Consider the following 21,921-nt stretch of genomic DNA (forward strand, 5'->3'; position numbering starts at 1 on the left):
GCCATCCGGGCGTTCTTCCGAGCCATGACGAACGAGTTCTATTACAGTGTTCAGGTCCCACCGCCACTGCCACTGCCACTGCCATGGAAGCTCCCGGCAAATCGGGGTTTTTCCGTATCTAGACCGGGTGTGGTGTACCCGTGACGCATGTCTTTGGTGTGCGCTCGCTCCCAGACGTTGGCCGAGGAAAGCCCGCATCGTCGCAGGAGATCTGATGAGCGCAGATCGTGCAGATAGTTGACCGTCACGAAGGAGGCGAGTTCGCGTGGGAATGGTGCGCCACCCCTCAGCTCCGGCTGACGGCTACTAGGGGCGGAAGAGTGCAGCAGTACCCGAACCGAGGCTGAAGTCGGCGAGCAGCGCCATGGCCCTTTCTGATGCGAGAAGTTCTGTCACGCCTTCGCGGTGGGCGAAGTCATCTGTCCCGTAGGAGCCAACCACCTCGAAACAGGACAAGTCGGGCAGTGTTTGGTCGTCAAACTCACCAAGTTCAAGCATTTGCTCGTCAAATGAAAGGGTAAAAGCCCTTGACCGCAAACCTGTGAGATGAGCCATCGCCTGTGCCAAACGCGGTGTAGCGAAATAGATGCCGTCCGTTGTCGTGAGATCGGGAACCGACATCGTGTAGAGCACCAAGTCAATCGTCGACATCGGCTTGACACCATCGATCCAGTGAGACGGATCCTGGTCAAACTCTGCGAACTCCCCCATCCCGAAAGGAACTTCTAGCGTTAGCGCCCAATACTTCATTTGATCAGCCTAATTCAACGGATCGGTGGTGTGAACAGATGTCCAAACTGATCGTCCAGCTTGGTGGCATAACGCAGCAGTTCATCGAGGGTCGTCGTCGGATTTTCTCGGTAGAAAGTGTTCCACGCGATTCGAATCTCACTGAGGTGCATCGAGCTGTTCAGGGACTTCGGAATGCCTCGCAGGTTCTCAAGTGAGTGGATTTGCTCGGGCGTCGCAATCCCTGGGTACTTCTTGAGTACTCCCTGTTCGACCGCGTGGTGAACGACAGTGTTTGTGGGGGGCACAGACGGGTTGGCTTCGAAGAATGTGTCGCGGTACTTCAGCGAATCTGTCTCGCCGAGTCGCGCGGAGCGTGTCACGGTAGTTGTCTCACCCCGCCGGACGGCGTTCGTGGTTTCGGCGATCCGGTCAGCGGCTTTCGTGCCGCGGGCGGCTGCGGCAGTGCCACGTGCGGCCGCGGAGAGACCCTTCTCCGCGGCTCCGACAAGCTTTCCACCTGGCACTACGGTGAGGATGGCGGCCAGGGCGAACTCACCCCCGCCGATGTCTCCTTCTTGCCATGCCATGAGACTGTCGGCGAGGAGGAGGGCTCCACCGATAGCGAGGACAGCGAGAGCGGCGCCGCCGGAGAGAACGATCGCAGCGACGATGACCACAACCGTGACGACGGCGACGATGACTTTCCATGCGTCGGAGTGGTAGAGCGATTCCCACCATGTGTCAGCGCGAACGCCAGCATTCTTGGCATGTTCGATTTGCGTGACGATGACGCGTGCGCCGTCGTCGTAGTCGGTTTGTGCTTCGTGGACGAGACGTTTAGCGGCATCCAGACGTGCCTGCGCATCGGCTTGCTCGCCGGACGCGCTGTGTACCCAAGAGGATGCGGCGGCGGCACTGTTGCGGGATTGCCTCATCTGCCAATCTGTCGGGACGTTTACGCCCGCCGGGGCTGGCTCGTCACGATATAGGTCGTACAGATTCGTGCTGCGTCGCAGCGTCGCGGACGCGGTGGATTGCGCGGCAAGCGCTTCGGCGACCGCGTGCTGAGCTGACTCGAGGTCGGCCTGCGCGGTGCGCGCCTGATTGAGTCCGGTATCGGCGCGGGCTTGGGTGTCGTCGAGCTTCGATGCCCACTGTGTCATTGCGTCGCGTGCGATGCCGTAACTGTCGGCGCATTTGCGGGCGTCGTCGGGGAGTGAGTCGATCTTGGTGCGGAACGCGTCGCCGGCGTGCCCGATCCAAATCCCCGATCGGGACGTCGTGGTGATCGCATCGACGATCGTGGACACCTCACCCGCGATCGACGCGATGTTGCCGTAGGCGCCGGACAGTGCCCGCACACCCCAAGACTCCCCGGGGGTAGGGTCACCTCCCAGGTCAACGAGATGCCAATCTGTGGGACGCGACATCGACTACATGCTCCTGTTCACGGGCACCGATTCAGGCCTGGGGCTGTGCCTTGGCGCCCGGGGCGCCAGGGGCGACAGTTTCCGACGTGATGCCGTCAGAGAGATCCGTGTCGACGTTGAGGTAGCTGGTCGCGGAGTCGACGAGCATCTGAGAGAGAGCGTCGGCTGATTCAGTAAGGTCGCGTCGCCCGCGTCCCCAGTGGTCCTCGAATCCGCGCAATGCCCCGACGACATTGGGAGACCCGACTGATGTTTCCCTTGAGTCCAACTCCGCGCGAGTGTCAGCGAGCTTCTCACGCACCCGGCTCAGCTGAACGCCCAGCGTTTCCAGCTGCTGGGTATCAACGACCAACCGTCCAGCCACGACAAACCCCCTATCCCCGCAAAGCCATCAACGCACCGCACTCGCCCGGCGAGAGCCGGACGAGTGCGAAGGTCAGAGTCAGCCCCTGATCGCCGACGACAGCTGCTGGTCGACCTGGTCGAACGCGTCAGCAGACGACTTGAGGAAACTGGACAGCCCCTCCAGCCCCTGGATGGTCTTGGTGGCACCGGTCGTGAATTCCTCGTATGACGACTGGAAAGCCCCTGATGCCTTGTCGGTTTGGAAACCTTCGGCAATGAGGTTGTCGACGAGCTTCTTGAGCTCTGCGAGCTTCTGCTCGATTTCGACCTGGCCACTGGAGAGCCGCGAAGCGGTGCTCGTGAGTTCCTGGTATGTGACGTTTACGTTCGCCATGGTTGCCCCCTGTTACCGATTTTGTGATCATGCTACCTGCGACGCCCAGGGCCAACACCTGTCGAGCCCGAAACTCTCATCAAGGTCTAATCTTTGGTGATTTCGGCGGCGCGGGATGAGTGATGATAGTTGAGCGCGCGTGAAACGGGGGTTTGCATGCTGGTGACGTTGCATGACGGGGTGACGGGTGCTCGGCGTCTTGTGTTCGTAGACAGCGACCGCGCCGAACCGATGGCTGCGTTCGCTCGACGCGGGATCGCGGCCACCGGTGCGGATCTCAGCGGAGCATCCGCGCAGATCGCCGTCGACGGCGTCATCGTTCCGGAAGGAGCGACGGTCGCTCAGAGCGGGCTGCGCGAAGGGTCATTTGTGTCCCTTCTTCGCGCTGACTCCGAGGCGGTCACGCGTCCACGTCTCGTGGAGTCGACCATGCAGTTGCGGGTAGTCTCCGGGATCGGGGCAGGGCGCATCCTGCACTCAGGTCCCGGCTCCCTGAAGATCGGCACCAGCGACAGCAACGACGTGATTGTTCGGGACCAGACCGCTGCACCGGAAGATCTTGCACTCGTCGTAGAACGCGCGGGACCGGTGCGTGTCGGGTTCCTTCCAGACGTCACACCTGCGTGCGCCATTAACGGCGAATCGCCCCAAGACGGCCAGCAGCTAGAGGCTGGCGACCAGATCGTTTACGACGACGTCATCCTCGAGATCGGCTATGCCGAGACGGTGGTCGCGGCGGTAGAGGTCGAGGAGACGTCGGGCGAGTGGAAATACAACCGGCCGCCGCGAATCCTTCCCGCCGAACCCTCGTCGCTGTTCCGGCTGCCGTCGGAGCCGGCAGAACCCGATCGTGTGCCGCTACCGATCCTGATGAGTCTGATTCCGCTGGTATTGGCAGGTGGCCTAGCACTGCTGTATCGGAATCCGGTGATGCTCGCTTTCGGAATTATGTCGCCGGTCATGCTCATAGGTTCTTACTTCACTAGTCGCCGAGCGTCTCGCCGACGATACAAGCGCCTGATGGCTGACTACGTCGATGTGAAAGAGCGCACGGAGGAGGATGCCGCGGCCGCGCTTGCTGCAGAACGAGTTCAACGACGTCTGGATGCTCCCGACGCGGCTCTCGCCGGTTTGATCGGCGTCGGACCGCTGCCCCGATTGTGGGAGCGGCGAACCGATGAAGATACCTGGCTGGCGTTGCGGATGGGAACCGCAACGCAACCGTCCGATGTGGCGTTGGAGGATCCTGAACAGCTGCAGCACCGGCAGCGGGTTGTTTGGGATATTCACAATGCCCCCGTGACCGTGGCACTACCCACGGCTGGGGTAGTGGGGCTCGCGAGCCTGGACTCTTCGCCAGACCAACCGCGTCGTGTCGCACAGTGGATGGCGGCGCAGATCGGCGTCTTGCACAGCCCAAAAGACGTCCATTTGTACCTCCTGGAGGGATACGCCGAGCCGTCGGGTCCGTTCCGGACGCATCCGTGGGAGTTCCTGGCTTGGTTGCCACATACTCAGCCGGGGCTCGGGCAGGACACGCTTCGCACCATCGCGGTCTCAACGACTGCGCTCGGAACGCGAGTCGCGGAGTTGGTGCAGACCCTTGACGCGCGACTGGCCGCGGCACGGGCATCGGGCGATAAGAGCCCGGCCTCTCCCTCGATCGTTCTTGTCATCGACGGGGCGTCGAGGCTGCGGCCGCTTCCCGGGATCGTGCGGCTCCTGAAAGAAGGCCCGCGGGTGGGGATTTACTCCATCTGTGTGGAACGCGATGAGCGACTCCTCCCCGAGGAGTGTCATACGGTACTGGTCGTGGATCGCCACCTCGGGCAGTTGAGGACTCAGAAGGCTGCGAGCCACGAACGAGTCCTCGTCGATCTCGTCGAGGACGAGTGGTTGGACTGGGTTGCGCGTGGACTTGCTCCGATCGTGGACATCACTCCGAGCGTCAACGACGCGGCGATCCCGCAGTCCTCACGGCTGCTCGAGGTTCTCAAGCTCGACCCGCCGACACCGGACGCTCTGCGGGCCAGGTGGTCACTGAATCCGCGCTCCACAACGGCGATTATCGGCGAGTCCCTCGACGGCGCGTTCGCGATCGACTTGACAGCTGATGGCCCGCACGGCCTGGTCGGGGGAACCACGGGGTCGGGGAAATCGGAGTTCCTGCAAACCCTGGTGGCATCCCTCGCCGTGGCAAACAGCCCGGCCGAGATGAACTTCGTGCTCGTCGATTACAAGGGCGGTGCGGCGTTCAAAGACTGCTCCGCGTTGCCGCACACTGTCGGCATGGTCACTGACCTTGACGCTCACCTGGTCGAACGAGCGCTGACGTCCCTGTCTGCAGAGCTTCGACGCCGTGAACACCTCCTGAGCGAGACCGGTGCAAAAGACATCGAGGACTACCAAGATCTCGCCACGCGCCGCGACCTTACGCCGATCCCGCGATTGCTTGTCGTGGTCGACGAGTTTGCTTCCCTCGCCCGCGAGTTGCCAGACTTCGTCACCGGTCTCGTGAACCTCGCCCAACGGGGACGTTCTCTGGGGATTCACTTGATCCTCGCGACCCAGCGACCCTCTGGGGCCGTGTCGCCAGAGATCCGGGCCAACACGAATCTGCGCATCGCACTGCGCATGACGGATGGGGCAGAAAGTGCCGATGTCATCGACGCACCGGACGCCGGCAGTATTAACCCCGCGCAACGGGGCCGCGCGTTCGCTCGGCTCGGGGCGAATGCCCTGATTCCATTCCAGACATCCAGAATCGGTGGGCGCGCACCGTCTCGCGGCGAGGCCGATGCCGCCGACCCAGTCATGAGGCCGATGCGTTTCACCGACCTGGCAGACCCCGCACCACGACCGGTCGAACGGTCAGTCGCCGGCGACGTGGAAGTCACCGATCTGCGCCTCCTCGTAGACGCTGTTGTCGCGGCGACCGCGGCTGTCGGCGTTCCGAGGCAGCGTAGCCCCTGGCTGCCCGCGCTTCCCGAGGTACTCGCGCTCGAAGACATCAAAAAACACAACACGACGCCTGGTTCTTCGCCTGGCGTGTGGTTCGGGATCGAAGATCGACCCGACCAGCAGAACCAGGTCGCGGCGTCATTCTCGCTCGAGGACGACGGGCACCTGTACGTCGTCGGTTCGCCGCGCAGCGGACGCACCACGACGCTGCGCACCATCGCCGTGTCTGCCGCGACCACCCACGAGGTACGAGATCTCCATATCTATGCCATCGACGCCGGAAACGGCGGGCTGCTGCCGCTGCGCAGTTTCCCGCACGTCGGCACTGTCACTCTCCGCCACCAGACCGATCAGATCGCACGGCTGATCAGCAAACTCCGAGGCCTGGTGAAAGAGCGCCAGCACCTGCTCGCCGGGTCTGGAGTCTCCGACCTCACCCAGCTGCGCGCGCTCCGCCGACGCGCAGGCGAGGACGCGCCCGCCCAAGTGCTCGTGCTACTGGACGGGTGGGAATCGTTTCAGGGCATGTTCGAATCGGTCGACGGCGGCGCTCTCCTCGAATCGGTTCTGTTTTTGCTGCGCGAAGGCGCCTCGGTTGGCGTCCACCTCATCGTCAGTGGTGACCGGCAACTCCTCACCTCAGGGAGGATGGCCACCCTCGCAGACCGGAAGCTGCTGCTCCGACTCGTGGAACGCTCGGATTACGCCCTCATCGGGCTGCGACCGAAGTCCCTGCCGGAAACCATCCCCAACGGGCGCGCGTTCAACTCCACCGATGCCGCCGAGGTTCACGTTGCCGCCATTGCACCCGACCTCGACCCAGCCGAGCAGTCCGCTCGCATCACTCAGATCGGCGCGGAACTCACCGCGCACTACTCGGGAACCGGGTGGCACCAACAGCCGCTGCGGATCGCCGAGATACCCACCCGCTTTACCTATGCCGATGCGCTCGCTGAGCGCGGGATGCTTGAATCCGAAGGGCAATTGTTTGTCGGGCTCGGCGGTGAGGACGTCGAACCCATCACGTTCGACCCCCGCACCGCACCCACGTTCGTCGTCGCGGGAAACAGCGGCTCCGGACGCTCCACAGCTCTCCTCGCCCTTGCGATGTCCGCGCTTCGCAACGATTATGACGTCGTCGTCGTCGCACCCAGGCGTAGCCCCCTTCGAACCCTTGCCGGGAAACCCGGAGTGCACGCCGTCCTCACCGGCAGTGACCTGACACAAGAGCAACTAGAACCCCTTTTAGACGGGAAGAGCGGAAGGCTGACGATCGTCATCGTCGACGACGCTGAACTGTTACGAGAGGCATCCGCGAAGCAGTGGCTTCGCACCGCGATCGCTCAAGCCAGCGAACGCCACCTCGCCTTCATCGTCGGTGGCGACGCAGACGAGATCGGAAAGGGCTTCAGCAGCTGGTTGCTGGAAGCGATCAAAGGCCGGAGAGGCATCCTGTTTCGCCCCACCCAACTCACCGACGGTGACACCATCGGCATCAAACTCTCCCGCTCCGACCTCACCGCAGCCACCGAACACCCCGTCGGCCGCGGCTACATGCCGGGACCCGGCTTCACGCCCACTCTCACGCAAACGCCCGACGCAGTATCGGAGATGCAGCTGTGACCGCCCGAGTAGCGTTCTCTTTATCGATCCCGCCTTCGTGGTCCGAAATCGACCTGCGGCCCCTCACTCGGGACAGGGCTATCGCACAGATCGTGCAAGACCGATACAGCAAGGTCCCAGAGCTCCGCCCGCACCGAGCAGAAATGGTCTCCTACCTCCGCGACACCGCCCGCTCAGCCTGGGACATCGGCTGCCGCTACTGCGGGGTATTTCTCGAAGCCGCCGACGACGGCATCGTTCCCGGCTCCGTCACCGTCAGCATCCTTCCCCCAGCGCCCGAAACCGGCGGCCAGCCACTTGAGGACATCGTCTCCCAACTCACGGGCATCGAAGCGACCCACAACGATCAATACTGGCTACGAACCACTACGACAGAACTCACCCACGCGGGGCCCGCCGCCCGCACCTACGGAATTCAACCCATCCACCTCAACAACCGTCGGATCACCGCGCCTGCCGTCCTCATGAACACCTTCGTTCCATTCCCCGGTGGCGTCGCGCTCATATCCGCCGGATCGCCCGCAGCCGAAATCCACGAGCCACTACTCGAACTCTTCGACGCTGTCACCGACACTTTCAGGCTCCACCCGCTTCCCGGAGAAAACCAGTGAGCGCCAAAAAGATCGCCACCCCTGCCCGGGAAATCCCTGAGCGCGCCCACACGCTGCTGACGCCGCCTCGGTTTCCCATGACCAATTCCGGCGGCACCGCAGCCGCCCAGCCGACGGCACCCCGAGTGCGCGTCTCGCCTATGACTCAGTGGACACTCGCGTTTTCAGACGGTCAGCGCGTCGTCATAAGTGGGACCGGCGTCGTCGGGCGCAACCCCCGCACCGACGAGGGCTACCAACACACCATCACCATCGCAGACGCCGAACGGCTCCTCTCGCGAAGCCACTTTGCCTTCGGGCTCACCCCAGAGAACAGCCCCTGGATCAGTGATCTCGAATCCGCAAACGGCACCTACCTTGACAACACGCCCCTCCCACCTAGCGTTCGAACCGCCATCGCGCCCGGCAATCTCATCCGATTCGGAGACCACACCGCACGAATCCTCATCGGATAGACCGGCACTGCTGCGCGGACAGGTGACATTTTGACCTGCGTCGCCTTTTTGCCTCCAGCTGTGGTGGCTTGCGGGTCTGTCCGTTCCTTTGTGTACGGGGGCTTCGGCTTAGTTGATTCCTAGGCGGTCGCCGTAGGTGATGGACAGGGCGTTCAGGATAGCTTTCCAACCAGCGATCTGCCCGGTCGGGTTCGTGCGATTCGGGCGCCGCTCGAGCACCGTGAGGTAGAGCACTTTCATCGCCGCTTGTTCGTTGGGGAAGTGCCCGCGACGACGTGTCGCTTGCCGGAATCTGGCGTTGAGCGATTCAATCCCATTCGTCGTGTAGATGAGCCGTCTGATCTCGGGCGGGAACTTCAGGAATGGCACGAACTCGCCCCAGGCGTTCTCCCACATCTGGATCATCGCCGGATACAGCCCCCGCCATTGCTCAGCGAACTCCGTAAACCTCGCCTCGGCTGCTGCGACGCTCGGGGCGGTATAGACCTCGCGGAGCTGGCCGGTGATCTTGGACCAGTACTTCTTCGACGCGTACCGCAGCGAGTTGCGTACGAGATGGACAACGCACTGCTGCACGGTTGCGAGGGGCCAGATCGCGGTGATCGCGTCGGGGAGGCCTTTGAGTCCGTCGCAGCAGACGATGCAGACATCGGCGACGCCGCGGTTTCGCAACTCGGTGAGCATATTCATCCACTGCTTCGCGCCTTCTCCGCCGGTGGGTCCCATCCACAACCCGAGCACGTCCCGGTGACCCTCGAGATCGATGCCGACAGCGACGTAGACAGGCCGGTTGGCGACCTGCCCGTCCCGGACCTTGATCACGAGCGCGTCGATCAGCACCACCGGATATACGACGTCCAGCGGACGGGCTTGCCATTCCTGCATGTCGCCGAGAACCTTGTCGGTCACGGTCGAGACGAGGTCTCTGGACACGTCGGATCCGTAGAGGTCGGAGAGGTGCTTTGCAATATCGCCGGTGGTCATGCCTTTCGCATAGAGGGAGATCACGGCCTCGTCGAAGCCCGCGATCCTGCGTTGATGTTTGGGCACCACCACCGGCGCGAACGTCCCAGCCCGATCCCTGGGGACCTGAATGGTCAGATCGCCGATCTCGGTCCGCACCGTCTTCGGCGTCGATCCGTTCCGGCTGTTCGGTGTCTGTTTCCCCGCCCGGTCGCCGCTGTCGTAGCCGAGGTGCTCAGTCAGCTCCGCTTCCAACGCGGACTGCAGCACCTGCCGGGTCAACCCCGTCAGCAGCCCGTTCGGGCCCGTCAGCTCGATCCCTTGACCACGCGCCACCGCGACCAATTGCTCCGCGACCGCAGCGACATCGGGAGGCGCGGGGAGGATCTCCCCGGTCCGCAGATCGACGGTCGAGGATTGCTCAGCTGTTGTCTTCAATTCGGTGTTCATGACGTGATTCATCTTCCCGGCCGACCGAAGCCGAACCGATCACGCCGAACCCCTCACACACAAACTTCCCGACAGACCCATGCCTGGGAGCGTCCGAATGGTTTGCTCGGAGCTTCCGTGCAGCTGCACACCAGATTAGTTTCGTTCTGACCGCACGGTGAAGGCTTGCCATTTTGGCGTTGTCCGGCCGAACGGTGCGATGCCGTTGCTCGTCGCAGCCCAGGGCTGTCTATCTGTCCCTGCAAAAGTCGGGGGCTAACGCGGGTCACTTTGCGACGACGCCTGAGCTCCTGCCGTCCCATCGCGCTCGATGAACCGAGTCACGATCGGGTTGTGGATCGCCTCTCTGCCGTTCTACGCAGAACCTAAGAACTGCTTCGAATCTCTGCGAGAAGAGGCATCGGGGAGGCGGCACACCCAATGCGACAGGGGTAGGTAGTCTTTCCCCGTGCGAATGATCCTTGACCACCAGGAGTGGAGTGTGATCGGGCCGATCGACGCGGACAATGCTGGGTTCGGACGACTCCTCGAAGTGGAGTCTCCGGACGGCGAACGAGCGGTGGCGAAGGCGGTGCCCAAAGAGCCTGGAGCGCATCGCGAGCTTCTAATTGCGGATTCCGTTGGCGCGTCGAAGTTCCGTAACGTAATGCCAGTCCTCGATACGGGCGAGCACGAAGACCACTGGGTTTTGGTTATGCCGCGAGCGGACTACTCCCTAGCGCAACACATAGCCGAGGTTGAGGGCACCTTCCCCTTGGCAAAGGTTCTCGTCGTTCTTCGGGACATCGCGGGAGCACTCGCTGAGATAGACGGCACGATTGTCCATCGCGATCTCAAGCCGGCGAACGTACTGTTCTACGACGGAAGGTGGAGGCTCGCGGACTTCGGAATTTCTAGATACAGCGAGGCCAGTACGGCCGAGAGTACTCGCATGTTCAGCTTCACGAAGGAGTACGCGGCACCGGAGCAATGGCAGCATCGCCATGCCACTGGCGCGACCGATGTCTACTCCTTCGGGGTGCTCGCCTATGAGCTGGTCGACGGTTGTCGGCCGTTCCGTGGACCCAGCAAAGCGGACTATCGAGAGCAGCACCTCCATGTAGCGCCCGCCGAACTGCAGTCTGGAACTGCGAAGCTGCGCACTCTGATCGAGGAGTGCCTTTATAAGGAGCCCGCTGTTCGCCCTCAGCCTCGAGCGCTCCTCGCACGCCTTCGCGACGCCGACAAAGGGGCGGATAGAAGTGGGGCATCCAAGCTCGCCGCCTTCGCGCACCTGCAAACGCGGGAACGGGCCCAAGAGCAGGCAGCGCTATCGGTCCTAGAGGAGCAACGCGCGCAACACCAGTCGAAGGTGGCCGCGGCAGAACGCGCGCTGTTGGACATCATGGGGCGCCTTCGCGCCGACATCGCGGACAACGCCCCGATGGCCAAGTTCGCGAATATCACCGGGAACGCGGCTCCGATCTTCAAAGTTGACCTTGTAGAAGCGACCCTGAGCGTCGGTCGTGTTCGGTCGGTCGAAGACTGGACGACTCCTTTTTCAGTGCTTGCTTTTGCGAGTATTGGGGTAGATTTTGGCCGCCCGGGTCGCGACTGGGTGGGGCGAAGTCACTCCCTCTGGTTCTGCGATCCGTACGAGGAAGGCGACTATGGTTGGTACGAGCTTGCCTTCATGAGTTCTCCATTTGGGGCCGATCGACAGATTGAGCCGTTCGCTCAGGCGCCGTATGAGGCCGTGGATGCGCTTCAGCAGGTGACAGGAGGCACTCAGGTAGCTTGGCCGATCACTGCTATCGACCGGGCTGATCCGGAGGAGTTCCTGGAGCGTTGGATGGGATGGTTTGCAGACGCCGCAGCTGGTTCTTTGACTCGCCCTTCGATGCTGCCTGAGCGTCGTTTCGACAGCAATTGGCGGCGATAGATCTTCGTGATGTCCGCCATTTCTGGACTCAACCCCATCCAGGCGATTATTCATTTGTACGCCCGCCTCACTCGGTGATCCCCGGCAGGGGCTAGCGGTAACGGTTAGGTTCGGCCTCGGGAGGAAGCAACGATGCTAGATGCTTGGAGCCGGTCTGGAGCTATAGCCGGGAGGGGATTCCACTATCAGGATGCAGTCGGGGCGTGGCTCAGTAGCCAGCTGATCGCTGGCGGGATTACTGCTGAACGCATCGTCCCGGAGGGCTATGAAGACCTGCACATAGAAGGGGCCGCACCGGCGTTCGTGCAGGTGAAGAGCCGGCAGGAGAAACGAGGTCCATTCTCAGTCTCCGAAACCCTTGGATATCTTGAGGAGATGTGGGCCAAACACCTGGCCCGTGAATCGCTAGGCATCGCCCCAGGGCGCTTGATCTTGGTTCAAGAGCGAAGCGTTGCGGGCGAGGTCTTCGATGGGCCTGCTGCGGTCCTGGCGGACCTGACTTCGGCCCATCCGCTCGTGGTAGGCATTCACGAGCGTCTCGGTGGCGATCATGCAAGATCGTTTCTCCGGTTGACTACTTTGATCACCCTCGAGTGGCAGGACGCTCAGTCCGCCGCGGTGGATGCGATCGTTTCCGCGTCGGGGTCGGTACGTGGTGCTGCAGAACTCGTCGAGCGTCTGCTGCGCATCGACGTAGCAACTGCGGCGGATCAGAACGCGGCAGCTCCTGACGCGGCCAGCGCCGCCTTCGTGAATATGACCTCGATTACGCGACGAATTGAGGAGGTGCTAACCCTTCTTGACCGGGATGCCTTGGAGCGGGCACTCCTGGATGGCATCTGTGTCCCCGTTCAGTTCTCGAACGACGCGGCGGCGAATGACTACTACTTGGGCACCGCAGCCCGACCTTCACACATCGCATCTGGTTTGCCAGCGCCGATGCCTGATATCGCTGCGCAGGCCATCGGAAGCCTGAACTCGGGCGTTTCCGTTCTATTGGCCGGTCCTTCCGGAGTTGGAAAATCAACCGCCCTTTGGTCGACGGTCTATACGCGCCGCGACGTCACCTGGTATCGAGTGACTCGTCTCTCGGACGATGCCATCCAGGGAATCAGAGATCTCCTCACCGCGCGGATGCCGAGCCGCCGAAACCAGATCGGTCTGGTCGTGGACGGCGTGGGGACGGGGGAGCTCGTCGGGTGGGACGCGATCAACCGGGCCGCCCGTGATTTCGAAGGCGTCATGCTCCTCGGGACGGTCCGCAATGAGGACCTCGTCAGCGTTCAAGATCGGGCCGCGTGCGCGATCGTGGAGGTTGCCCTCACGGAGGAAATCGCCGAATCGCTGCACGAGAATCTTCGGCAACGGGGGTTGACGTCAAACGCGCATTGGCGTGAAGCGTACGTCGAAGCGGACGGACTGACGATGGAGTTCACCTACATGCTCACGCGTGGCCGTCGGCTCCGAGACGTCCTGCGAGACCAAGTGCTCTCGCGCGTCCGGGCCCAGCAAGAGACCGAGCTCCAGATCCTCGCCCTGATCGCAACCGCAGGGAGGTGGGCGCTCTCTGTGCCTATCTCGGAACTGTCGGAGTTCGAGAACGGCTCAGGAAGTCTGCGAAGCGCCCTGACGCGGCTCAACGAGGAACACCTCGTCCAAGTCGTGAGTGAGTCGGTGCAAGGGCTACATCCGCTGAGATCACGATTCCTCTCGGAGATCCTCCATGAGTTCCCGCCACCGACCGCCAGCATGACGACAGTGAAGCTCGCATCCATACTTCCCGCTCCCGCCTTACCGGCGCTGTTGGCAGGAATCTCGCAAGATCTCCCGGCTGCCTTGCCGGCGGCTGTAGAGGCGCTTATCGCCAGGATGCAGTCAAGCGACAACGCAGATGTGCTCGAAGGGCTTCGCGCCGTGAAGTTCGTCGATCTGAGCGCGCGATCAGGGCGGTGGGTCGAAGTACTCGATCGACACGATGTGCAACCGCCGTCAAAACTCCTCGCGATCCAGCTGGCGCTGATCGATTCGGACCCAACGGGTTTGCCGTTCCCGGAAAACGTCTCAGCGGCGATTGCGGAGCTGCGTGCTGCGGTGCGCGAGCCGTTCGAGTCTTTAGATAGGGCTGTGCAACAAGTGGGTGTGCAACGACTCGGTGAAGTGATACTCGACTCGCCAGATTTAGCCAGCGTGAACCAGGCGCTCGGACACTCTCAAAGCCTTGCGCCGGCGATCGCCAGCGACCTCGTTCAGGCACTTAGGCGGATGCGCGACGAAGGCCGCCCCGTCCGATCGCTCGACGTCGAACCAGATCTGGACGAGTTGGCTGACCTCTTGCTAACAGCGGCTACGTTTGCTTCGGAAGTCGCGGAACTACTGCTCGCGGCCGCGGGCGGTGCTGACCGCGCGCAACAGCGCATCCTCGAGCGATTCCCCTGGGCGACGACGGCGGGAATCGTTGGCGGACCTGAAGGCGCAGTTTTCCGTGGCCAGATCCTCCACATTTCCGATCAAGTGCAGGGTGACGCTGACCGAAACGCCAAGGAATTTGCTCGCTTAGGGATCGCCCTCAACCCGAGCGTCGTACATGCAGATATCACCACGATCTGGTCGGACGGAGCGCCTTATGAGGTTGGAGGTAACTTGATGGGAGTGTCGACGCTTCGTCGGCAGTATCTTCACTCTCGGTCGTCTGTGAGCGGGCATCGGCAGACCGCTGGGTTCGCCGCAGCTCGCTTGCACGATCTAACAGCGACTGATCGTATGGAGATCGCGCTAGCAGGGATCACCATCGCCGAATCGCTCCTCCCAAGCATTATCCGTGTGTGGCTCCGTGGCGAGAATCGTCCTTCTGCCATGTCTGCGATTCACGCCTCACGCGTTGAACTTGACGCGCTCTCACGTCGACTGGTCCCGGTGTTCCGCGAGCCTCTTGCGGCTGAAATCTCCGTTATGGCGGATAGTCTCCAGACTCTGCTTTCCGCGATCGCGGTGGACATCCCAAGTCGGCTGGCCGACGCTTCAGGCTACGTAGCGCTCGCTTCGCATATCAGTGAAACTCTCGTGGATGCAGTGGGCAAGGCACGGCAAGAGCAGTGGGAGATGATCGGTGTTCATCCCGGCGGGCTGCTTGACGTCGTCGAGCGAGAGCTCCAACAACTCGCGACCGTGCTCCAGGAGGTCGGGTCAGCTGGCACTATGCCGCAGGACATTCGACGAGCCGCACGGTCCGGCGACTCGCAGCGGGCCTTGTCTCGCGCGGCAGACCTGTCAACCAGGAACGCGTTGCGGCGTGCCGAGCGCGGACAACAGGAGAGACTCGCGGTCATCCGAGATTTCGGTGGGGAGGCTGCTTCTTACTCAAGGATGATCCAGGGCATTCAGGACGGCTGGCCGCCACAGCAATACGCCATTGCGGTGAAGGCCGAGAACGTTGTCGATTGGCTCCTCGTGGTGGAGAGAACGCTCGCGGCTCTGACTCCCGCGGAGATGAGAAACGCGTACCGCCCCGCATTGATCATCTTCCCGGAGATAGCTGGACGCCGAGTCGACTCGTTCGGCTGGCAAATCATTCGGTCTGCGTTTCCGATCGTCGAACCACTCACTGGTTGGGGTGCGACGTTTCCAGAGGCATGGGAGACTCCTCGGTTCGAGGCGCTCGGTGCGGGCCAGCATGCGCTCGCTGTGTTGTCCGGGCTGGCACTGCTAGAGCGCTCTCGGTCGACCGTTCCGCTAGCCGAAACGCGTTTGGCGGCTGAACGAGAGTTCCTGGTTGCCCGCGCGGCCCTCGGCGCTTACCCGGATCGGATCACTCAAGACATTGCTGCCTTTCTCGACTCCTTGGCCGCACAAGTCGCCCGGGAAGCAGACGGGAATATGGGTGAGACGTTCTCGGCACAGTTTGTAGCGCTTGTCCGGGGACAGCAAACCTCATTTACGAGACAGCTCAGTATGTACGCAAGCCTCGCGATGCAGGCCGACATTGATCCGGAGGTGGCCGAGGCCCTCGCTGAGTGATGCCTCCTGAGGTGGCGCTGACGCCCGACGTCCGCGAGCGCAGGCAGATTGGAGGCCTGGGGCGACCATTAGTGACAAGCGCTCGGCTCGAAGTTGACGTCAGCAGGGGTTGCTCGCAGGATTCTTTGAGCCCGGCTCGGATGACCAGACGCCGGTGCGGCGGCCGAGCAACGAAAATCGTGCGATCGCACGGCACCGCGCACCCCGATTCTGACTCGGTTGGGTGCCGTCGGAGCATCGGCGTGGAGGTCGACGTCGGCGCGCAAAGCTGCTGACATGCCGCGAGCGACGCGAGCCTCGGAAGCGCTACGGTGGCGCTGTATCAAGATGCTTCGAGGGCAAAGTCGCCAGAGGAAGAAGGCAGTGGTGAACCAGGAACGTCCGAATGAACTAGTCGCCAAGCAGATCGTCGAAGAGAGGCTTGGGGTGGAGCTCGAGCACGCGGACACCCATGGTGGGGTGGACTATAAGTCTGCCGATGGGAAGATCGCGTTGGAGGTCACCGCGGTGACCCAAGGTGGGAATAAGGGTGCTCGCGATGCTCTGAAGAAGTCCGTGAAGAAGGGCGTGCCAGGCGTGGATCTCGCGACATGCTGGCTTGTATTCGCGCCTGAGGGGCAGGCGAACATGAAGACTTTCATACAACGGGTGCAGCCGGCGCTGGCTGAGCTAGAGAGGGTGGGTGAGTCGTATTTCCGTCGAGAGCGCGCGGCGATCCACACCATTGAGGGCGGCCCTCTGGCCGAGATCTATCGCACCCTACTGAACGCGGGCGTGGAGATGGCGAGCTCCGCGCCGCACGAGGTGAAGTCGGACGCTCCCAGTCACGTGCATCAGGTGTTGGTATCCACGGGCAGCGGCGGGTCGGTCAGCGGCAGCGACGAATCGCTGGAGCGGCTGCTAGATGCGCTCAGCGACAAGATCGACAACCCTCAGAAACTGGCGGCCACAGGCGCCGTGCAGCGGCATCTCTTCGTGTGGGTAAACGACGACACCTGGCACAACATCGCTCGGCCCTTGAGTAGGACATCGCCGTCCTGGGCCGACGAGGGGTGGGGCGCCCCCTCAGTTGCTCCGACGCTGGATCCTGCAATCACACACTTCTGGGTCATGCATGAGCGGTCGCGTCTCGGATGGTTCTGGGATGGAAAGACATGGAGCGCGTTGTCGCCTGAGTAATGTTACGTCGTCGTGTTTGACACTGAGCGAACTGCGTGTGTCCAGCGGTTCTCCCGTTGGACGTGAGCCTTCGCCCGCCCAAGTCGATGACGAGCTCGCTGGCGTCACGACGGCCGATCGATGTCGAAGGGGTGTACCCAGAGGTTAAGACGGTTCGCAAAGCGGGGACGCATCGACTCGTGCACCTAACGCACCGTGTACCGACAGAAGCAACCGAGCCCGCGCACAGCAACATCGCCGCGACAGCGTTAGGCCACGCTACTCGACAGTTTCTGCGTGTGGCGCGAGCCGCGTACATCTATCTCATCGATCTCGTCCAGGACCAGCAGGATGAGTTTGAGAAGAGAGGGATGCCCGCCCCCTGCCGTTGTTCGATCTGCCGTGAGCCGCCTTGCGTTCGGGTCTAGGCAGTCGGTACGCCAAAGTACGCGAGACTTTATGCAGCGGTTTGACTTACTCACTCACGTGCCCGCCATTCGCCGGTAGACCACGCATTAGTGTGAGCGAAGACGACTCGATCGAAGGGGAGCGATGACCTCCGAAACTACCGACACCGCAGACGCGCCCATCTGGTTGCACCCTCGTGGGGCGCGGCCGGACGACAGCACAGTGGACAGCATCACGGAGGCATTTGCGGTTGATGACCCTCGGTTCGCGGTGCAGGCCGACAAGCTCGACGAGCTCCTGAAGCTGGGGTATCAGCCTATCCCGCGTTTTCTTTTCTCTCTTGAGAATGTCGAGCCCGAGGTGATCGGCCCGATGAATTCCTCTAACAAGCTCGGTATTCGTTTACACAACGCCGTCGTCAAGTCGGGGGATCTTCGTGACGATGTCCTGGAAGCCCTTGTCCTACGACGTGACGCGATCGGCCCGGTTCTGAAGTGGTCTGACCCTGCTGCGTTTCCCGCCATCCTGGAGTATCTAAAGGAGCTGGCGCGGGCACGGGGTAGTTCGATTAGCGACTTTACGTTGCGCGGCTCACCCGCGCCGTCACTGTACAAGAGACTCGACACGCATGGCGACGCCGAAGCCGCATCAACATTAGACGCCGCGGTTGAGCCAGAAGATGCGGCGGACGACTTTCCGATCGCACGAGAAGTGTTGGCGAAGCTCCGGGACAGCCTCAATGTGGTTGTCGAGGGTGTTGCCGGATCAGGAAAGTCGCATCTGATCCATCAGCTTCGTACGGCGTACCAACACGTCGAGCTGGTCGTGTTCCATCCGTCTACAAGCTATGAAGAGTTCGTCTCGGGACTGCGCCCCAGGGCGGACGGCGGCTTCGAGGGCCGAGCCGGGGTGTTCGTCGAGATGTGTATCCGCGCGGCGCGCCACCCGGATGAGCTCTTCCTATTGTTCGTCGACGAGATCAATCGCGCGAACACGTCACGTGTTTTCGGCGATCTGCTTCTCCCTCTCGAAAAGTCGAAGCGTGTAGATTTCGCCGAGACTGCTCTTGACGAGGCGCTATTGAAGTACCGGCCATTGGGTGATGACATCTCAGTGCGACTGCAGACTCCTATAGACGTGCTTCCCGACGTGGGGCCTGCTCCCGAAGAAGAGGAAGTCCATGACGTTGCACTACCGCTGCTCGACAAACTGGGGCGTTCGACGCCGTCCGCAAAACCACTCGGCCTTAGCTATCTAGTGGTTCCGCAAAACCTGCATGTGCTCGGAACAATGAATTCGACGGACCGCTCCGTTGGCTCGATCGATCTGGCCCTGCGTCGGCGGTTCACTTGGATGGACATGCAGCCGCTAACGAGCAATGACCTTATTTCGAACACGCTCGTGGGCGCGCGAGTATCGGAGGATCCGGAGTGGCGAACGGTGATCGAGTGGTATGGCCAGGTCAACACGCTTCTGCTTGAGCAACTCGGACCGGATGCTCGACTGGGGCACTCGTACTTCTTCGCTGACGAAAGCGCGAGTGGCACCGCCGCGCTTCTGCTCGCACAGCTCGCCGAGATCATTCACGTCTTCAACGCGTCGGAGACGCTGCTCGAGTTGATACCGGCGTTGCTACTGCCATCTGAGAGCACCAGCTGGACGATCGCTTACGTCGGTTTGGGGCTTGGGCGCCGGCCCATCGTGCGATCCACGCGGGCCGTCGATCTATGACCGACTCGACCCCGCTGGCTGATGTGCACAACCTAAGCTGGTTCCGCGTTAGTGAGCGGGGAAACGGTGTGGGCCTCACCGTACTTAACGACGGCGCGTCTCGATCGTCGCTGGTGATACATGTGCTGCCCAAGCTATGGCGTGGGTCGAGCACCCCGCGAAGCGTTGGCGCACCTGTCGCCGGAGGCTCGGTCGATATCTACGAAGGTGACTATGTCGGCTTCCCTCCAGTGTGGGCGACGCGGATAGAAACAACGACCTTGCCGATCGCCGAGGCTGAGGCCGAGGTCTTGGTGCCGGCCAGTCACTCGAGCGATGGCGACCGAGAACCCGGGGCGGGCGATCAACTCTGGACTCCCGTTGCGCGACCGCGTCGACCCGAAACTTCGGTAGAGCGCCCGGAGCTTCGTACGGCTATGTGGGATCTCCTGCTTGGTAGCCGTCAGCAGATCGCACCGGTGCGGGGCAGCATCGCTGACTTCACTGCTGCGGCCGGCGTCTTCGCTTCTATGCCTGAACTGCGCCCGCTCTTGCAGTCTGTCTTCGTGGATCGGGCGGTGGCGGCAATCCCTCTTCGCAAACCGGTGTACCGCGAAGTAGTGGAATCGCTCGGTGTGGTGCGTGGACGTATTCTCGCCGCTCCCCTCGTGCGACGGCAGGCGACTCGAGCGCTCCCCATCGACTGCGAGTTTGACACGCTGACGGGTGATGACGACGTCTGGCGTGCCATTAAGACGGCGCTTATCGCGTCCACGGAAGCCATAGCGCGCACCGACCTGATCCGTGAAGCGGTGGCGCGACTGGAGGATGTTGGCAGCGTGCAAGCCGCCTCTGTCCTTTCACGCGCGAGACGCGCTTGGTCTAGCCGGGATCCAAAACTGAAGGAGTTGCATGACCTGGCCGTTGCCGTCTTGCGGAGTGATTCTCGGCACAGCGGCGAGAGTCTGACAGCGAGCGGCGTCGCCATCAACGTGAAATTTGTGACGAGCGACCTGTGGGAGCACCTGCTGGTCGAGGCTTTCCGAGGTGCAGGCGCCGACGTCTCCAAACCGCGGCTGCCCCTCTTCTATCGCCAAGAGCCGCTGGGCTGGAAGGCACTTACGGGGAAGGCACCGGACTTATTGGTATCACCGCCGGGCGGCGGGAAGATCATCGTCGATGCGAAGTACATGGCCAGTAGCTCGTTGTACTCGGCGCCCATGTCCGCGCAATATCAGATCGCGACCTATGCTTTGCGATCTGGCGCGCCGGCATTCCTTGCCTTCTCCGCGCCCCCGGGCGAGACTGCTTCGGACGATGCCACTGCGGAGATGGCGCTGGTGCCTGCGCTCTGGGACGAGTGGGAGCAGCGACACCTTCCAGACGCAACAACCACGCAAAGCGTGATTGTGGGGTCGCTCCGGTTTCTGTTTCCCGCTCCGGGCGACGCGTCGTACGGCGTTCGCCTTATCGCTCAGGCGCAACAGCTGCTCGCGTTAGTCGAAGCGACGATGGACCTTTCGGAAGACGACGTTCCTATCTGATCGAGGAAGATGCTCTGCCGCAAGCGATTGCGGCCATCTGAAATTCACCGTGAAAGTATCGCTGTGTCAGCGCACTAGGGGGCGACCGCCCTGCCCCCATGTGCCGGGATTACGCCGCTGGTGCAGAGTCTCCTCACCGAGGTTGGAGGAGGTATGCCCCGGTTCGCCCTCCCCGTAGATCTCCATGCCTCGCTTTCCGACCTGCTGCTCCGATGGTTACTGACAGCTTTCGTGAGACGAATGGCCGTGACTACAAAGTACGGAAGTGGCGGAGTTCCGCGAGACCTGCGTCTCACGCGCTGTCAACTTTCATGAGATCGGACGTCAAAAACGAGTGAAAACGTGCTTTTGCACACGTATTCGTGAAGTATCAGTCGGACGCAAGTCCGTCACCCGTTGTGGGCGATACTGTGTTGTGATGTCCACCCACCGCGCGTTTGTCGATGAATCGTCAGCGCTTCGCGAGCCGGGAACGCAGGAGTACTTGATTGGTGCGGCCGTCGTACCTTCGGATAGTTGTGATGGCCTGCGAGAGCAGCTGCAGCGACTGAAATTGCCCGGGCAGATCAAGCTGCACTGGAGAGACGAAAGCGAGCAGCGACGCAAGAAAATCGTTGATGAGGTTCAGCAGCTTGAGCCGTTGAGCGTCGTGATCACTCATCGCAGCGAACGTCAAAACAAGACTGAGCGGTTCCGCAGGTTGTGCCTTGGCGATCTCTACAACAACATGCTCGATCTGGATGTTCACGACCTCGTACTCGAAAGCCGCGGCGGAGCCCAGGACAAGAAAGACGTCGCGCACATAGTCGCACTCCAGAATTCCGGACTGGATGAACGCTTGAGAATCGCGCACAAGCGCGGTGGGGACGAACCGCTTTTGTGGATAGCGGATGTTGTTCTGGGAGCGATCAACGCTCATAGGGCTGGAAATTCGCGCTACTTCGATGCGCTTTCGACGCTTGTCGACGTTCGCTCGACCGAAAGTTCGCTCATGCAGTAGACAAGCGAAAAGCCCTAGATCCAGTCGTCCGGCTGGGTTTCTAAGGCTTTCTTCCCGATCCGTCGTAACGGTGGGCGAGTACTACTCTAGCCGATTTGTGCTCGTGAAGGAAGATAGTGATCTGCAGGAAAAGGAGCCGGGGCGAGAATCGGCCGGCCTTCGTTCAGTTCTTTGGGTGCCAGCGCGAACCTTTCCAGGCTAG

The 21,921-nt window shown here is 61.9% G+C and carries 14 protein-coding genes; 8 read left to right on the forward strand and 6 right to left on the reverse strand.

Going from position 1 to position 21,921, the window contains the following annotated elements; all coding sequences use genetic code 11:
• Positions 1-306: 306 nt before the first annotated feature.
• The 4 genes from G6N83_RS10415 to G6N83_RS10430 form a co-directional block, all read right to left on the reverse strand.
• Positions 307-750 carry a hypothetical protein gene (locus G6N83_RS10415; RefSeq protein ID WP_165141812.1) on the reverse strand — a complete coding sequence of 148 codons (444 nt, stop codon included), beginning with the start codon at positions 748-750 and terminating at the stop codon, positions 307-309.
• Between the two features lie 14 nt (positions 751-764).
• A complete protein-coding gene (locus G6N83_RS10420; RefSeq protein WP_165141814.1) occupies positions 765-2,162 on the reverse strand; it encodes a hypothetical protein in 1,398 nt (465 codons plus the stop codon).
• Positions 2,163-2,193: 31 nt separating this feature from the next.
• Complete coding sequence (locus G6N83_RS10425; protein WP_165141816.1) at positions 2,194-2,526, reverse strand: hypothetical protein; 333 nt, start codon at positions 2,524-2,526, stop codon at positions 2,194-2,196.
• Between the two features lie 78 nt (positions 2,527-2,604).
• Positions 2,605-2,901: a WXG100 family type VII secretion target gene (locus G6N83_RS10430; RefSeq protein ID WP_165141818.1), complete on the reverse strand. Its 297-nt coding sequence runs from the start codon at positions 2,899-2,901 to the stop codon at positions 2,605-2,607.
• 156 nt (positions 2,902-3,057) lie between these two features.
• Between G6N83_RS10430 and G6N83_RS10435 the strand changes: the two genes are divergently transcribed.
• From G6N83_RS10435 to G6N83_RS10445, 3 genes are all read left to right on the forward strand, one after another.
• Entirely contained in the window at positions 3,058-7,485 is a 4,428-nt protein-coding gene (locus tag G6N83_RS10435) for an FtsK/SpoIIIE domain-containing protein (RefSeq protein WP_165141820.1), read from the forward strand.
• Positions 7,482-8,096: a hypothetical protein gene (locus G6N83_RS10440; RefSeq protein ID WP_165141822.1), complete on the forward strand. Its 615-nt coding sequence runs from the start codon at positions 7,482-7,484 to the stop codon at positions 8,094-8,096. The genes G6N83_RS10435 and G6N83_RS10440 overlap by 4 nt, the downstream gene beginning before the upstream one ends.
• Before the next feature lie 140 nt (positions 8,097-8,236).
• A complete protein-coding gene (locus tag G6N83_RS10445; protein WP_165141824.1) occupies positions 8,237-8,551 on the forward strand; it encodes an FHA domain-containing protein in 315 nt (104 codons plus the stop codon).
• A 108-nt stretch (positions 8,552-8,659) separates the two neighbouring features.
• Here G6N83_RS10445 and G6N83_RS10450 read toward each other — a convergent pair whose 3' ends face one another.
• Complete coding sequence (locus G6N83_RS10450; RefSeq protein ID WP_206535807.1) at positions 8,660-9,964, reverse strand: IS256 family transposase; 1,305 nt, start codon at positions 9,962-9,964, stop codon at positions 8,660-8,662.
• A gap of 454 nt (positions 9,965-10,418) precedes the next feature.
• Here G6N83_RS10450 and G6N83_RS10455 point away from each other — a divergent pair, with 454 nt between their 5' ends.
• The 5 genes from G6N83_RS10455 (at position 10,419) to G6N83_RS10475 (ending at position 20,719) form a co-directional block, all read left to right on the forward strand.
• Positions 10,419-11,885, forward strand: coding sequence for a serine/threonine-protein kinase (locus G6N83_RS10455; RefSeq protein WP_241246341.1), 1,467 nt, complete (start codon positions 10,419-10,421; stop codon positions 11,883-11,885).
• A gap of 132 nt (positions 11,886-12,017) precedes the next feature.
• Positions 12,018-15,899 carry a hypothetical protein gene (locus tag G6N83_RS10460; RefSeq protein WP_165141828.1) on the forward strand — a complete coding sequence of 1,294 codons (3,882 nt, stop codon included), beginning with the start codon at positions 12,018-12,020 and terminating at the stop codon, positions 15,897-15,899.
• Positions 15,900-16,262: 363 nt separating this feature from the next.
• Positions 16,263-17,078 (forward strand): hypothetical protein, encoded by an 816-nt coding sequence (locus G6N83_RS10465; protein ID WP_165141829.1) that lies wholly within the window; start codon positions 16,263-16,265, stop codon positions 17,076-17,078.
• A 531-nt stretch (positions 17,079-17,609) separates the two neighbouring features.
• Entirely contained in the window at positions 17,610-19,196 is a 1,587-nt protein-coding gene (locus G6N83_RS10470) for an McrB family protein (RefSeq protein WP_165141830.1), read from the forward strand.
• Positions 19,193-20,719 (forward strand): 5-methylcytosine restriction system specificity protein McrC, encoded by a 1,527-nt coding sequence (locus tag G6N83_RS10475; protein WP_165141831.1) that lies wholly within the window; start codon positions 19,193-19,195, stop codon positions 20,717-20,719. Before G6N83_RS10470 ends, G6N83_RS10475 begins: the two co-directional genes overlap by 4 nt.
• A 451-nt stretch (positions 20,720-21,170) precedes the next feature.
• On the opposite strand, the gene G6N83_RS10480 is transcribed toward G6N83_RS10475, so the two are convergent.
• Entirely contained in the window at positions 21,171-21,638 is a 468-nt protein-coding gene (locus G6N83_RS10480) for a hypothetical protein (protein ID WP_165141832.1), read from the reverse strand.
• Positions 21,639-21,921 lie beyond the last annotated feature (283 nt).

Origin of the sequence: Microbacterium endophyticum (assembly GCF_011047135.1) — a bacterium.
GTDB classification, from domain to species: Bacteria; Actinomycetota; Actinomycetes; order Actinomycetales; family Microbacteriaceae; genus Microbacterium; species Microbacterium endophyticum.

Bases quoted from the DNA above. Each gene is read 5' to 3' on its own strand.
- G6N83_RS10430 (WP_165141818.1), bottom strand. From the start codon at position 2,901: ATGGCGAACGTAAACGTCACATACCAGGAACTCACGAGCACCGCTTCG.
- G6N83_RS10445 (WP_165141824.1), top strand. From the start codon at position 8,237: ATGACTCAGTGGACACTCGCGTTTTCAGACGGTCAGCGCGTCGTCATA.
- G6N83_RS10450 (WP_206535807.1), bottom strand. From the start codon at position 9,964: ATGAACACCGAATTGAAGACAACAGCTGAGCAATCCTCGACCGTCGAT.
- G6N83_RS10455 (WP_241246341.1), top strand. From the start codon at position 10,419: ATGATCCTTGACCACCAGGAGTGGAGTGTGATCGGGCCGATCGACGCG.
- G6N83_RS10420 (WP_165141814.1), bottom strand. From the start codon at position 2,162: ATGTCGCGTCCCACAGATTGGCATCTCGTTGACCTGGGAGGTGACCCT.
- G6N83_RS10475 (WP_165141831.1), top strand. From the start codon at position 19,193: ATGACCGACTCGACCCCGCTGGCTGATGTGCACAACCTAAGCTGGTTC.
- G6N83_RS10415 (WP_165141812.1), bottom strand. From the start codon at position 750: ATGAAGTATTGGGCGCTAACGCTAGAAGTTCCTTTCGGGATGGGGGAG.
- G6N83_RS10460 (WP_165141828.1), top strand. From the start codon at position 12,018: ATGCTAGATGCTTGGAGCCGGTCTGGAGCTATAGCCGGGAGGGGATTC.
- G6N83_RS10470 (WP_165141830.1), top strand. From the start codon at position 17,610: ATGACCTCCGAAACTACCGACACCGCAGACGCGCCCATCTGGTTGCAC.
- G6N83_RS10435 (WP_165141820.1), top strand. From the start codon at position 3,058: ATGCTGGTGACGTTGCATGACGGGGTGACGGGTGCTCGGCGTCTTGTG.
- G6N83_RS10480 (WP_165141832.1), bottom strand. From the start codon at position 21,638: ATGAGCGTTGATCGCTCCCAGAACAACATCCGCTATCCACAAAAGCGG.